The sequence below is a fragment of the Alteromonas macleodii genome (assembly GCF_903772925.1).
Classification (GTDB): Bacteria; Pseudomonadota; Gammaproteobacteria; order Enterobacterales; family Alteromonadaceae; genus Alteromonas; species Alteromonas macleodii_A.
The window spans coordinates 1,914,834-1,929,081 of sequence record NZ_LR812090.1 but is presented as its reverse complement, the minus strand read 5'-3'; the positions used below and the strand labels follow the sequence as shown (position 1 = coordinate 1,929,081).

The 14,248-nt window shown below is 44.9% G+C and carries 16 protein-coding genes; 1 reads left to right on the top strand and 15 read right to left on the bottom strand.

Going from position 1 to position 14,248, the window contains the following annotated elements; translation table 11 throughout:
* Nucleotides 1–19 precede the first annotated feature (19 nt).
* From PCAR9_RS08340 to yceD, 13 genes are all read right to left on the bottom strand, one after another.
* Entirely contained in the window at nt 20–799 is a 780-nt protein-coding gene (locus PCAR9_RS08340) for a TatD family hydrolase (RefSeq protein WP_179983194.1), read from the bottom strand.
* Between the two features lie 59 nt (nt 800–858).
* Entirely contained in the window at nt 859–1,746 is an 888-nt protein-coding gene (holB, locus tag PCAR9_RS08335) for a DNA polymerase III subunit delta' (protein ID WP_179983193.1), read from the bottom strand.
* Nucleotides 1,746–2,429, bottom strand: coding sequence for a dTMP kinase (tmk, locus tag PCAR9_RS08330; protein ID WP_232091161.1), 684 nt, complete (start codon nt 2,427–2,429; stop codon nt 1,746–1,748). Before tmk ends, holB begins: the two co-directional genes overlap by 1 nt.
* A gap of 81 nt (nt 2,430–2,510) precedes the next feature.
* Entirely contained in the window at nt 2,511–3,530 is a 1,020-nt protein-coding gene (mltG, locus tag PCAR9_RS08325; protein ID WP_179983192.1) for an endolytic transglycosylase MltG, read from the bottom strand.
* A 181-nt stretch (nt 3,531–3,711) separates the two neighbouring features.
* A complete protein-coding gene (gene pabC, locus PCAR9_RS08320; protein WP_179983191.1) occupies nt 3,712–4,569 on the bottom strand; it encodes an aminodeoxychorismate lyase in 858 nt (285 codons plus the stop codon).
* A 221-nt stretch (nt 4,570–4,790) separates the two neighbouring features.
* Nucleotides 4,791–6,029: a beta-ketoacyl-ACP synthase II gene (fabF, locus tag PCAR9_RS08315; protein WP_179983190.1), complete on the bottom strand. Its 1,239-nt coding sequence runs from the start codon at nt 6,027–6,029 to the stop codon at nt 4,791–4,793.
* Between the two features lie 80 nt (nt 6,030–6,109).
* Nucleotides 6,110–6,349, bottom strand: a complete 240-nt coding sequence (acpP, locus tag PCAR9_RS08310) for an acyl carrier protein (protein WP_012518211.1) — start codon at nt 6,347–6,349, stop codon at nt 6,110–6,112.
* 199 nt (nt 6,350–6,548) lie between these two features.
* Nucleotides 6,549–7,289 carry a 3-oxoacyl-ACP reductase FabG gene (fabG, locus tag PCAR9_RS08305; protein ID WP_179983189.1) on the bottom strand — a complete coding sequence of 247 codons (741 nt, stop codon included), beginning with the start codon at nt 7,287–7,289 and terminating at the stop codon, nt 6,549–6,551.
* A 9-nt stretch (nt 7,290–7,298) separates the two neighbouring features.
* Entirely contained in the window at nt 7,299–8,228 is a 930-nt protein-coding gene (gene fabD / locus PCAR9_RS08300; protein ID WP_179983188.1) for an ACP S-malonyltransferase, read from the bottom strand.
* Nucleotides 8,229–8,298: 70 nt separating this feature from the next.
* On the bottom strand, nt 8,299–9,264 hold the full coding sequence (locus tag PCAR9_RS08295) for a beta-ketoacyl-ACP synthase III (RefSeq protein ID WP_071814538.1): 966 nt from the start codon (nt 9,262–9,264) through the stop codon (nt 8,299–8,301).
* Nucleotides 9,261–10,286 (bottom strand): phosphate acyltransferase PlsX, encoded by a 1,026-nt coding sequence (gene plsX / locus PCAR9_RS08290; protein ID WP_136781267.1) that lies wholly within the window; start codon nt 10,284–10,286, stop codon nt 9,261–9,263. The genes PCAR9_RS08295 and plsX overlap by 4 nt, the downstream gene beginning before the upstream one ends.
* Nucleotides 10,287–10,301: 15 nt before the next feature.
* Nucleotides 10,302–10,472, bottom strand: coding sequence for a 50S ribosomal protein L32 (gene rpmF / locus PCAR9_RS08285; RefSeq protein WP_012518206.1), 171 nt, complete (start codon nt 10,470–10,472; stop codon nt 10,302–10,304).
* A 3-nt stretch (nt 10,473–10,475) separates the two neighbouring features.
* Entirely contained in the window at nt 10,476–11,009 is a 534-nt protein-coding gene (gene yceD / locus PCAR9_RS08280) for a 23S rRNA accumulation protein YceD (protein ID WP_179983187.1), read from the bottom strand.
* A 153-nt stretch (nt 11,010–11,162) separates the two neighbouring features.
* Between yceD and PCAR9_RS08275 the strand changes: the two genes are divergently transcribed.
* Entirely contained in the window at nt 11,163–11,783 is a 621-nt protein-coding gene (locus PCAR9_RS08275; RefSeq protein ID WP_179983186.1) for a Maf family protein, read from the top strand.
* Nucleotides 11,784–11,835: 52 nt separating this feature from the next.
* On the opposite strand, the gene PCAR9_RS08270 is transcribed toward PCAR9_RS08275, so the two are convergent.
* Nucleotides 11,836–12,543: an HAD-IA family hydrolase gene (locus PCAR9_RS08270; RefSeq protein WP_179983185.1), complete on the bottom strand. Its 708-nt coding sequence runs from the start codon at nt 12,541–12,543 to the stop codon at nt 11,836–11,838.
* 3 nt (nt 12,544–12,546) lie between these two features.
* The gene (gene rluC / locus PCAR9_RS08265) at nt 12,547–13,488 is read right to left on the bottom strand and encodes a 23S rRNA pseudouridine(955/2504/2580) synthase RluC (protein WP_179985188.1); all 942 of its coding nucleotides are present in this window, start codon (nt 13,486–13,488) and stop codon (nt 12,547–12,549) included.
* Nucleotides 13,489–14,248 lie beyond the last annotated feature (760 nt).

Sequence of the window (14,248 nt, the reverse complement as noted above, 5' to 3'; positions counted from 1 at the left end):
TAAGCCAACTGCTTTTTTGTTACGCTGCTTTTTTATCAGCTAAAGAAAACAATGTGTAAAAGTTGCGCGTAGTGATATCGGCAAGCTCTTTTACCGATACACCTTTGAGTTCTGCGATAAACTCAGCTACTTCTACTACATAGCCTGGTTGGTTTTGCTTACCGCGATGAGGTACAGGCGCTAACCATGGAGAGTCAGTCTCAATTAACAACCGCTCTAAAGGTATAGCTTTCACCACGTTGCGTAGTTCATCAGCAGAGTTGAAAGTCACAATGCCAGAAATAGAGATGTAAAAGTCCATTTCTATAGCGGCCTGTGCCATCTCTAATGACTCAGTAAAACAATGTAAAACGCCTTTGGTATGCGCAGCTTTGTGTTCACGGAGCAAGTTAATGGTGTCTTCTCTCGCATCCCGCGTGTGAATAATAAGCGGCTTTCTGGTTTCGTTAGCAACTTTAATGTGATCTACAAAAGAGGTAAGCTGAATATCTTTGCTTTCCGGGCTGTAAAAATAGTCCAGCCCTGTTTCTCCTATCGCGACGACTTCTTCACGCTGCGCCTTTTCTAGAAGTTCCTCATAACTACATGCTTCGTCTTGATGCAGCGGGTGCACACCACAAGATACTGAAACGTCATCAAACTGGCTAACTGCGTCTAACATGCTGTCGTAATCGCCGACTGATACGCACACGCAAAGAAAGTGCTCTACACCTCGTGTTCTAGCAAAATTTAACGTTTCAGCCAGCTCTTCTGGCCCTTGCTTCAGTCGGTCTAAGTGACAATGAGAATCTACGAACAAACTACACCTGTATTAATAAATTGCTTTCAGACAAAAGGAACTAAAACCTTTTTTGTCTGTTAACGTTGAAACTGTTTTAACAACCCAAAGAGTACCATCGATTTATTCACCCCAGCATGTTCGAGGGTTTTTACTGCCTCTACACACGCTATATAGCGTTCAAAGTCGACGGCCTGTTGACGTTTTATGTATTCGTCATGGGCCATTTGTTGGCACCACAATGCGATTTGCTGCGCATTGCTCTGCCACTTATTTGCAAGTGTTTGCACCTGCGTGTTGGCATCACCTGCTAAAAGCGCTTGTATACCATCACTGAAATTGCGGTAACTAATATCTTCGTCACCAGATAGCGCTTCTTCCACGCGAAGTGGTGCATAACCATAGGCCGCCAGTAATGCTTCGCTAGCATCTTCTACGCCTTTAGCCTTAAGGTAGTTCAAACTTTCTGGTACAGACGGAAGCGCAAGTATCTGTCGTTCACACCGGCTCAATATGGTTGGCATGATCTTGTTGATACTGTCAGTAATCAGCAGTAAGAAAGTATTATCTGTGGGCTCTTCTAAGGTTTTCAATAGCGCATTAGCCGCCGCCTCTGTCATGGTGTCGGCTCGGGGGATCAGCAACACTTTGTTTCCCCCCATTTGCGCAGTACCAGAGAGCTTGGCAATGCCTTCGCGAATTTTATCAACACCAAGCTGCTTTTCACTTTCTAAAACATGAAAGTCTGGGTGATTACCCGCCTGTCTTAGGTGACAGCTTTGACATTGTTCGCACGGTCCATCGGTGCTAGGTTGCTTGCACAATAACGCGTTGCTTAAGCCCACTGCGAGTTGATTTTTACCGATGCCCTTTGGCCCTGTCAGCAGTAGACCATGGTGCAGTTTTTTAGCCATATATCGGTTAAGCAAGGTCGAAAACGTTGCAACAAACCAGGGCAGCATTTGCATTACCCTCTCTCCTGCTGGCTATCATTTTGCACTGAGTGGCTACTTTCACTTACAGTGTATTCATTGCTGGTCACATAATCGGTGATAGTGGCAATAACATCTTGGTGAACCTTTTCCATAGGCTGCATTGCGCTAATTACTACTATCGATTCATCTTGCTCGGCTAACGCCAAGTATTTAGCACGGGTACGCTCGAAAAAGGCGAGCCCGGCTTGCTCAATGCGGTCAAGTTCGCCACGTCCGCGAGCCCGCTCTAGCCCTACTGCTGGCTCAACGTCTAGGTATAGGGTTAAATCTGGCTTAAACCCTTTTAGTGCAATATTGCTAATGGCGGACATGGTTGCTTCACTTACACCTCGCCCCCCACCTTGATAGGCTTGTGAGGATAAATCGTGTCTATCTCCTACTATCCATGCTCCTGCGTCGAGTGATGGAAATATTTTATTAGTAAGCAGTTGCACGCGAGCGGCGTACATAAGAAGCAGCTCAGTTTCTTCACTAACGGCTTCATCCCAGTCGTGCTTTACACATTCTCGTATGGCTTCCGCCATAGGTGTACCACCTGGTTCACGAGTCTGCTCAACGCGCTTTCCAGCATCTTTTAATGCTTGAACAATTAGCCCTATTACAGAGCTTTTTCCTGCCCCTTCAAGGCCTTCAACTACAATAAATTTTCCGCGCATTACTTTTCAAACTCTGTTTTCATTTAGCTATAACCTACTGGCTAGGTAACTGCTACGCACTATGTAGCTGTAACAGCAGGGTTATCGTTTTAACTGGTATTTTCGCACAGCTGCATTGTGTTCAGCTAGCGAGGTAGAGAATTGATGGCTTCCGTCACCTTTCGCTACAAAATATAAAGCATCTGTGGATAGCGGGTGTAACGCCGCATGAATCGCCGCCTTGCCAGCCATGGCTATTGGCGTTGGCGGTAACCCCTTAATAACGTAAGTGTTGTAAGGCGTAGCCGTTCGAAGGTGTTTACGCGTAATATTTCCGTCGAATGTGGGGCCAATACCATAAATCACGGTCGGGTCGGTTTGAAGGCGCATGTTTTTGTTGAGTCTATTAACAAAAACCCCGGAAATCATGTCACGTTCTTCAGGTACTGCCGTTTCTTTTTCGATTATACTCGCCAAGATAAGTGCTTCATAAGGTGTGGTTAATGGAAGATCCGTTTCCCGTTTTTCCCACTCAAGAGAGACAAACTCAATAAGCGCATGGTGAGCTCGCTTCAATAATTCACTGGCTGTTGTACCTTTAGTAAAAAAGTAAGTATCAGCCAAATACACCCCTTCGGTCTGAGATACCTGTTCGCAGCACCAATCAACACCGTTACCTTGGATTAACTGTCCTAATTTATCGTCGTCTAAATCGAAAACAAGATTGGGATTTTGCTTAAGAGTTTCAATCCATTGAGAGAGGGTTAGCCCTTCAACTAAGCTTACTGCAAAGAAATGCTCGTCACCTTGAGTAAAAAGCGTAAATACATCCACTAATGACTGACCAGGGCGTAACATGTATGTACCCGATTTAACCGACGTGCTGCCTGCAAAAAATTTAAGCCACACTTTTGCCACAAACGGTGGCACATCAGTTATTTCTGCTTCGCGCAAAAACTTCACCGTGCGATACGCATTACTACCGCTTTTTATGGTAAATAAAGTTTCATTTTCTAGCGTTAATTCAGAAGTGACCTTTCCAGACACGTACATAACGCCACATGCAGCACCAATCACTGCAACCATAATAAGGGACAGTAAAGTAATAACAGCCCGCTTCATACTTGGGCTTCCCTTTTGTACATTGTTTTATTTTCCATTCTACTTCGTTCTACGACTAATTCTTCAAATCACTTAAGAATGCATGCGCTCTTTTGTATGCATCTATAATGTCAATTTGAGCGCTAGCTAGTTTCGCTGGCTACCTTTACTTATTATTACTCGCTTTTTTACCGTACACTTTTTACTGCCCACTTTTCATTGCACTAGTAAGACGTGCCTTTAGGCAAGCAACTGCATCGCTTTTAACATCAAAATTGACCACAGAAAAATCAGTCATTCTTACTTGTTTCACCGGCATTACTCCCATCAACGCATTGGTAATTACCACTGCGCTGGCTTTTCGTAAAAAAGAAAGGTCGTAATTCCCAACGTGAAGTACACAGTTATCGTTTAACAGCGAATCAATAAGACACTGCCTTACAACACCATTTACCCCGCTCCCCTTTAGAGAGGGGGTATACCATTCGTCATCAAGATAAAAAAACAGATTACCTGCACTAGCCTCTATAATGCTATCCTGGGTGTCGCAAACGATAGCGTCGTGAGCTCCAGCTTCATCTACTTCATGTTTTACAAATACTTGCTCGAGCCTATTCATATGCTTAACGCCAGCAAGCAGTGGCTGGATGGCTAGCCTGGTTTGAGCACATATAGCCGTAACCCCGTCATTAGCAAGACTATCGTAATGACTCGGGTACGGGTGCTGACTAAATCTTATTAATGGTTCACTGTCTTCACTACGCGCGTAGCCTCTACCCGCTTGACCACCAGAAACGTGAACTTTTAACACATACTTTGTCGATGCGCTCCCTTCTGAGGCTTTCTTTATTGCTTCAACCTGTTCAGCGATTGCGGCTTCGAGAGTATCAATATCGATATCCAGTTTGATGGCAGCGGTATCGTGCTCTAAACGTGATAAATGGTAAGGCAGTAATTCTACGTTGTGTTCGTTCACCATTAAGGTGGTAAACACACCATCTCCGTAATTAAACGCCCTATCACTTGATGAAATAGGCGTAGCGCTGGGAATAATTATCACTGCCTACTCTTCTTCGCCGTTACTATCTTTGAGGGAAGTATACCAACTTGCATTGGTCAAACAACTTATAGCTGTGACCAATTGTTTGACTCCCCAATAAAGAAAGCCAGACACAAACAATCTTCGATGTTACATTTGTTCATATAAACAGCAAAAGGCAGCCGAAGCTGCCTTTTAACTTTACGTGAAGTTCACTTAAACCGCGTTAATTACGCGCCGTATTAGATACGCTTAAATATCAATGAGCCGTTCGTACCGCCAAACCCGAATGAGTTACACAGCGCGTAGTCTTCATTGAATGCTTTGGCTTTGTGTGCAACAAAGTCTAAGTCGCAGCCCTCACCTGGTTCATCCAAGTTAATGGTTGGCGGCGCCATTTTGTCACGTAGTGCCAAAATAGTGAAAATTGCCTCAACCGAACCGGCAGCACCCAGTAAGTGACCTGTCATTGACTTGGTAGAGCTAACAAGTAATTTGTGAGCGTGGTCGTTAAATACACGTTTTACCGCAGCCACTTCAGCAATGTCACCTGCAGGCGTAGACGTACCATGGGCATTAACATAGCCGATGTCGCTTGCGTCCATCTTGGCATCGTTTATTGCGTTTTGCATAGACGCGGCAGCACCTTCACCATCTTCAGGTGGTGAAGTCATATGGTATGCATCACCGCTCATGCCAAAACCAACGAGCTCAGCATAGATAGTAGCGCCACGAGCCTTAGCAGCTTCGTATTCTTCCAGCATTACCACGCCAGCGCCCTCACCCATGACAAAACCATCACGGTCTTTATCCCATGGGCGGCTTGCTGCCTGTGGATTATCGTTGCGAGAAGACAACGCACGAGCTGCGGCAAAGCCTGCCATCCCTAACGGCGTGATAGACGCTTCAGCGCCACCGGCCAGCATGGCGTCAGCATCACCATAAGCAATGGTTCTTGCGGCAATACCTATGTTGTGAACGCCTGTAGTACACGCAGTCACAACGTTTAAATTCGGTCCTTTCAACCCTTCCATGATAGACAAAAAGCCTGAAATCATGTTGGTAATGGTTGAAGGTACAAAAAATGGCGATACGCGCTTAGGTCCGCTATTTGTCAGTTTTAAATGGTTTTGTTCAATTTGCTCTAAACCACCAATACCTGAACCAATAGCTACACCTACGCGATGCGCATTATCTTGTGAAACAGTTAAACCAGAATCGACCAAGGCTTGCTTGCCCGCTGCAATACCCAGCTGGATAAAGCGGTCCATCTTCTTGGTTTCTTTCTTTTCAATGTATTCCTGCGGATCAAAATCGTTAATTTGACCTGCGAAACGGGTTGAATAGTTACTACAATCGAAATGGGTGATTTCACCAATGCCGCTTTCGCCCGCGAGCAATTTGCGCCATGTGTCTTCGCTATTAAGACCTAATGGTGAAAGCATTCCAAGACCAGTAACCACTACGCGACGTTTTGTCACAAAAAGCCCTCGCTTTGGAACTAAGGTAGGAGATACAAAAACGGCTCTGTAAGAAGAGCCGCTTTGTCGCTACTTAAGACTTAAGCGTCTTTGTTAGCGTTGATGTAGTCAATTGCAGACTGAACAGTAGTAATTTTTTCTGCTTCTTCGTCAGGAATTTCAGTGTCGAATTCTTCTTCCAAAGCCATCACTAGCTCAACAGTGTCAAGTGAATCAGCGCCTAAATCGTCAACGAATGAAGCTTCTGCTTTTACTTCTTCTTCTTTCACGCCAAGTTGTTCAACAATGATTTTCTTAACGCGTTCTTCAATGTTACTCATAATTCTAGGTTTCCCTTAAACGTCACTAGATAATAAAAGTGCCGCTAGTTTATTTTGCAAGGTGCATCCTTGCAAGCACCAGTTTAAACAAATTTTCTGGTCAAACCAGCGACATTCGAAATTCGTAAAATACTATTTTTACATCCAAGTTCGGGTAAATACCACCCCAAACTAGGGAAAATTCGCAATTTTTGCGAATTTACCCCATATACATACCACCATTTACGTGGATGGTTTCGCCTGTAATATAGGCTGCACCATCGCTCACTAAAAAGGCAACAGTGGCTGCAATTTCATCAGGCGCACCTAAGCGGTTCGCCGGAATGTCTTTGAAAATGGCTTCTTTTTGGTCATCGGTCAGTGCTTTTGTCATATCGGTATCGATAAAACCAGGTGCCACAACGTTGATTGTAATACCACGAGAAGCTACTTCACGAGCCATCGATTTAGAAAAACCAATAACCCCTGCTTTCGCTGCAGCATAGTTTGCTTGGCCAGCGTTGCCCGCACTACCCACTACAGAACCGATATTTACAATGCGACCACAACGCTTCTTCATCATACCGCGAAGTACCGCTTTTGACATTGTAAAAATAGAGGTTAAGTTAGTGTCGATAATATCTTGCCACTCATCATCTTTCATGCGCATTAGCAGATTATCACGTGTGATACCTGCATTATTGACCAAGATATCAATGCTACCAAAAGCTTCGTTAATTGCTTTTAATGTTGTATCAACGCTTTCTTTGTCGGTGACATTTAGCGCAAAGCCCTTGCCGCCAAACTCAGAAAGATAGTCGCTGATTGTTTGCGCACCGTTTTCACTGGTTGCAGTACCGATAACCGTAGCACCTTGTTGTGCAAGTTGTGTGGCAATCGCTTTACCTATACCTCGGCTTGCGCCGGTAACAAGCGCAATTTTACCGTCTAATTGACTCATTGCGTTTCCTTATTGTTTTAATGCTTCAACACCATCAGGTGTATTAACTGCAAGAGACGTAAGGCTCTTATCAATACGTTTGTTCAATCCGGTAAGTACTTTACCAGGACCTACTTCAATAACACGCTCAACACCCGCTGCCGCTAGATATTCGACAGTACGAGTCCATTGAACGGGGCAATAAAGTTGTCTTACTAATGCGTTTTTGATTGCATCACCTTGGGTTTCAATGGTGACATCAACATTATTCACAATATTGATTGCAGGCTCATTAACGTTCAATGACGATAGCGCGTCTTCTAATTTGTCTGCCGCAGGGCGCATTAGCTCACAGTGTGAAGGCACACTTACAGCAAGAGGAAGTGCGCGCTTAGCGCCCGCTTCTTTACATGCATTAGCCGCTTGTTCAGCTGCGTTCTTTTCGCCAGCAATAACGACTTGGCCTGGAGAGTTAAAGTTTACCGGCGCAACCACATCGCCCGTAGCAATAGCAGTTTGCTGGCAGATATCAGCAATGGACGCGTCGTCTAACCCGATAATGGCATACATAGCACCCGCACCGGCCGGTACAGCCTCTTGCATATATTTACCACGAGCTTCTACAAGCTTGATAGCATCAGCAAAGTCCATAGCGCCGCCACACACTAATGCTGAGTACTCACCAAGGCTGTGACCTGCTAAGTAATCTACGTCTATCCCCTGCTCGCGTATTACACGCCAAATTGCAACACTCGCTGCAAGCAACGCAGGCTGAGTGATATGGGTTTCGTTAAGCTTACCGTCTGCATCGTTTTGGACTAAATCCCACAGGTCGTATCCAAGTGCGTCAGAGGCTTCTTTGAACGTTGCTTCGATAATCGGAGAAGTCTCAGCAAGTTCCTTCAGCATGCCCACACTTTGAGAACCTTGTCCTGGAAATACACAGGCTGTCTTTGTCATGTCGATTCCTTATTATTTTTAGTTTACTAGAAACGAGAATACGTCGAAGTTAAATTACATCATCACATGGCTAATAGCGTACAAGCGCTGACGCCCATGCAAATCCGCCTCCGAATGCTTCTAGTAATAAATGCTGTCCGCGTTGAATGCGGCCGTCTCTGATAGCTGTATCAAGCGCTGTGGGAACGGTAGCAGCAGAAGTATTACCATACTGCTCTAACGTAAGCACAACTTGGTCAAGAGACATATTTAGCTTTTTAGCTGTCGCTTTAATAATTCTAAAGTTTGCTTGGTGAGGTACTAACCAGTCAAGATCAGATTTTTGCATACCGTTCGCAGCAAGGGTTTGTTCAACCACTTCTGAAAGCTTGGTTACCGCAACTTTAAAGACTTCGTTACCGCGCATCACACCCCAGTTTTCATGAACTGACTGCTCATCACCACGGGTTGGATTACCCACGTACAACAAGTCGCCGTATGAACCTGCGGCATGAATATGTGTAGATAAAATACCAGGTTCATCACTGGCTTCTATAATGGTCGCGCCTGCCGCATCACCAAACAGAATGACCATGGTTCTGTCTTCTGGGTCTATTAGACGGCTTAGGCAGTCGGTTCCGATTACAAGAATGCGTTTGGCCATTCCCGATTTAATATACTGATCGGCTACACTTAACGCATAACAATAGCCTGCGCACGCAGCAGCCACGTCAAATGCCGGAATGCCGTCTAAATCAAGAATGCGTTGAATTTCACATGCTGTGCTTGGAAGCGCATAGCGACCACTCGTGGTAGCGCACACAATCATGTCGATAGATTTCGGGTCAATGCCCGCCATTTCTATGGCTTTTTTACTGGCTTCTGCCCCCATGGTAGCAGCGGTTTCATCTGCTCCAATAATACGTCGCTCTTTTATCCCGGTACGGTCAGTGATCCATTCATCACTGGTGTCCACCATTTGCTCTAAATCTGCGTTAGTACGCACGTCGCTGGGATAATAGCTACCTGTTCCTATAAAGCGTGAATATTTGCTCAAAGCTGCTCCAACAATACCGTTTCTATCTTAGTCTTTATCTTTTCAGGCAAATGCATCTTTGCTTCTTTCATTGCTTGCACGATGGCGTAATAAAAGGCATCTTTTTGTGCATTTCCATGACTCTTGATAACAATGCCGCGCAATCCTATCAGACTCGCACCGTTATACTGGTCGGGGTTCACGCTGTTATAGATAGATTTCAGTAATGGGAAGGCAATTTTTGCTAATAATCGGGTATAAAAGTTTTTCTGAGACTGGCGTTTTACTTCGTTTATCACTAACTTAGCCAGCCCTTCGCTCGATTTAAGCGCCACGTTTCCGGTAAAACCGTCTGTAACCACTACGTCCGCATGATCGGTGAAAATGTCGTCACCTTCTACATAACCAATATAGTTTATGCCTGGCGCGTCTTTAAAAAGCTGGTCGGCAGATTTTACCTGCGCGTTACCTTTAATATCTTCTTCGCCCACGTTCAATAAGGCAACCCGTGGCGATGCTATACCCGCGACTTCTTGTGCAAGCACTGACCCCATAACACCGTATTGGAAAAGAATTTCAGGCGTACAGTTCACGTTAGCGCCTAAATCTAAAAGAAATACGTTATGGTGCCCTGTTGTAGGCATCATATTAATGAGTGCGGGCCTATCAATGCCTGATAAGGTTTTAAGCAAATAGAAAGATAAAGTAAGCAGTGCACCGGTATTACCTGCGCTTACGCACGCGTTTGCCTCACCACTTTCGACAAGTTCAATAACGCGACGCATAGAAGAATCTTTTTTGTTTCGTAGCGCTGACGTTGGCGCTTCGCCCATCTCAACCACTTGTGAGCAATGCACAATAGTAACGCGGTTGCGTTCAGTGTTGGTAAGGGGCTGTATACCTGCTTTGATGGTATCTTCATCACCGCATAGCGTGAAGTGCACGTCTGGGTGAAGTTGAATAGCCTTTACGGCTGCGGGAAGGATAACAGGGGGACCATGATCGCCCCCCATGATATCTAACGCGATGGTTAGTTTAGACAAAATGTAGTCGCCGTATTACGCGCCGATTACTTTCTTGCCTTTGTAATAACCGTCAGCGGTCACGTGGTGACGACGGTGAGTTTCGCCCGACGTTGAATCGACAGACAAAGTCGCGCCTGTCAATGCATCGTGTGAGCGACGCATACCGCGCTTAGAACGCGTTTTACGATTTTGTTGTACTGCCATAACTTACTCCTGGTCTCGCTTAAGTTCTTTCAAAACCGCGAAAGGGTTTTGTCGCTCTTGTTCCGGTTCAATCTTTCCAAACGACATATCGTCTTGCTTCACTGTACACTCCGACTCTGCATGAAGGGGTACAATTGGCAAAGATAACAGTAGCTCGTCTTCAAAAATTTGAAGCAGATTAACTTCTCCGTGGTCGTTGACCTCTACCGGTTCGTAAGCCTCGGGAATGATGTCATCGCTTTCCTGTTCTTCTCCCTGCACTGGAGTAAAACAGAATTCCGCTTCCACGGGATAATCGAGTTCACCATTACACCTTTGACAGATAAGTGTTACCTGCGTGGCTAAATGACCGTGAAAAACAGTAAGACCCTGCGCGTCTTTTTCGAACTGCACTTCTGCGTCCACATAGTCACTGCATCGGACAACTGCTTCACTCAATCGTTCCATATCTTTAGACGCAATCACGCCCCGGTAATCGGAACGTTTCATGGCACTTTTAGTCGGTTCAACCGAATGAGGGAGTTTCACTTTCTGCATAGGGCGCGCATGATATAGGGTCAACCCCTTCCTGTCAAAGCAAAATTGCGTTTTAACCTATAATAAAACACTGTATGTCGCACGCTGTGATAATGTAACATTGCGCTATTAACTGAAAGTACGCAACATGTTGATTTTATAAAAGGAGTAATTGTGGCCTCCCTTGTTCTCGCCTCATCATCCCAATACCGAAAAATGTTACTTGCCAACATTGGTATTCAGGTAGACACCCACGCACCAGATATTGACGAAACGCCCTTTGCAAACGAAAGTCCTACGGCATTGAGTTTACGTTTGGCCGAACAAAAGGCGCACAAGGTTGCCGCTGAATTAGAAAGAGTAAATAGCGACACCATTATTATTGGTAGCGATCAAGTGGCTTTGGTACAAACCGATGCGGGCCCGCAGCTACTCGGCAAACCAGGTACGGTCGAAAATGCAGTAAACCAGCTACTGGCATGCCAAGGTAAGCAAGTGTCATTTTATACTGCACTTTGCCTTCATCAGCCTAGCGCCAATAAAACGATAACGCAGGTTGATGAAACACGCGTTTTCTTTCGCCACAACAGTGAAGCTGCCATTCGCGCCTATGTAGATAAAGAGCAACCACTTGATTGCGCCGGCAGTTTTAAAAGCGAAGGTTTAGGCGTACTACTGTTCGATAAAATAGAGAGCCGTGACCCTAACAGTTTAATAGGTCTTCCTATAATGCTGTTAAATGAATTACTAGGCGCACACTTCGATGTGGATTTATTAGCAATGGCTGCACAGTAAGCCACTAATTCTGTAAGAGCAGCACTATCAAAGTAGTTCTATAAAAACAGCGCTATTTAAGTAGCGCTGCTTCTAGTTCACTTATAGAGTGTACGAGTGCCACAGGTGAAAATGCTTCTAAATGAACCTGCGCATGAACACCATATGACACCCCTATTCTATCCATACCAATCGTTTTCGCCATTTGCATGTCGTAGGTTGTGTCGCCAATCATCACGGCATCTTTTATTTCATAGCCCAGTTCATCAAGTAACTGTAGCAGCATGTCGGGCGAAGGCTTTGATTCTGCCTCGTCGGCGGTGCGCGACGCACTAAAGAAAGGTCCCGTTCCTGTTTGTGCCCACGCTCTATCAAGACCTCGGCGCGCTTTACCTGTCGCAACGGCTAAGGTGCATCCCGCTTCTTTCAAATTGCTAAGTAACTGTTCAACGCCATTAAACAAAGGACACGGCGTTGTATCACGGGTAACAAACGCCTCTTTATAGGCGGCGACTAAACGCTCGGCTAACTCATCATCTTCAATATTAAAAAGCTGTTTAATGGCTGGCTTTAAACTTATACCAATAATGTGGCCTACTTCGTCGTACGTAGGAACAGGCATATCACACTGCTTTGCGGCTAGCTGCATGCAGCTAACAATTTTTGCCGCCGAATCCATGAGCGTGCCATCCCAATCAAAGATAATAAGTTTGTACTTAGGTAGTTTTTCATCTAACGAAGTGAAAGGCTGTGTTTCCACAGCCTGGTTCTTTGAATGCATATTTTACAGCGCTTTAAGTGTATTTGAGAGGGTGTCGTCTAACGGCGCGGTAAAAGTAACGCGCTCTTCAGTCGCTGGGTGCAGCAGTGAAATACTGCGAGCGTGAAGGAATAGTCTATTCAGCCCTTTTTGGCGCATTGCCGCGTCAAAATCTGCATCACCGTATTTTGGGTCACAAGCAATAGGGTGACCAGCATGCAAACAGTGAACGCGAATTTGGTGGGTTCTACCCGTAATAGGCGACGCCTCAACTAACGTAGCCCCGGCGTATTCTTCTAATATGCGATAACGCGTTTCTGACGGTTTACCATCGTCACTTACACTTACCATGCGCTCGCCCGATTGGAGTACATTCTTACGAAGTGGTGCTTTTACTTTAAATCGAGTTTTAGGCCATTCACCTGCAACCAGCGCATTATAACGCTTGTCCATTTTACCCGTACGAAGTTGCTCGTGCATGTGTCGAAGGGCAGAACGCTTCTTAGCGATTAAAATACAGCCAGAGGTATCGCGATCAAGCCTATGTACTAATTCCATAAACTTGGCATCGGGGCGCAAGGCTCTTAAGCCCTCAATCAAACCAAAACTTAAACCACTGCCACCATGAACTGCCATTCCAGAAGGCTTGTTTATAACAAGTATGCGATCGTCTTCGAAAAGAATGTGCGACTCAAGCGCTGCAATTTTATCGAGTTTAGGTGATGGTGCCGGTGCACCTTCCGATACACGAACAGGAGGAATTCTGACTAAATCGTTAGCTTGTAGTTTGTATTCTGGCTTAACACGACCTTTGTTAACTCGCACTTCACCTTTACGTAAAATGCGATAGATCATACTTTTAGGCACGCCTTTTAACTGCGTACGCAAAAAGTTATCGATACGTTGACCAGCCAAATCGGCTTCAACCGTTACAAAACGTACTTTTTTGGGGGCTTCTTCTTTCATGCCCAGAGTATACCTCATTGGTATTTCTCTGGGCTAATTGAAAGTGATAAATATTTGAAAAAAGCATTTATCGTCGCAATTTTAACCAAAGGCAATTTTTTGTCATTCGTCTGTGCTCAGTACACAGCCTACTTATTGAGATATACACAATTTATTCACTTGCTTTCCTTGCTAAATTTGCAGTTTTGGTGCGATAATTAACGACGTTTTTTGAACGGTAATATTCACAATTTAGTTTTTGATAGTAAGTGGTAAAAAAACGCCCTTTCAGAAACGTGAAACTCAGCGTTATAAAAACAACAAACGAGAACGAGATAGCAATCTATAAAGAACGACGATGCTACTCACACTTGTAAAACGAAAAAGTATGGCGTTCGCGTTGGTAGCATCCGCAATGAAAAAATATTTTTCAGACCAACCAAGCTAGAGAGGCAACGACTACACTGCCGTGATAAAGCAACCGCCATTGCTTGCGAACATAAAATAAGTTTGCCGTTAACTAACAGAATTAAATGACTAGCGAGCATATAAAAATGCTCGTAAAAAAGAATACAGTAATAAGGGCTAGTCGCTCCCGACATCCTTAAAGCAGTGTGGCCATTGCAATTCGCTTGCGATTTTGTCTGAAAATAAGACACAAGTGAAAACAGTTAAAATTAAGCGCTAAAAACGGTGTAAACTGGCCAACCACCAGGGATAATGCGACGCAACAACAAGGTCCCCGTCCAGCCGTGAGGTTGCGCGGTGAGGGTTTGCACAT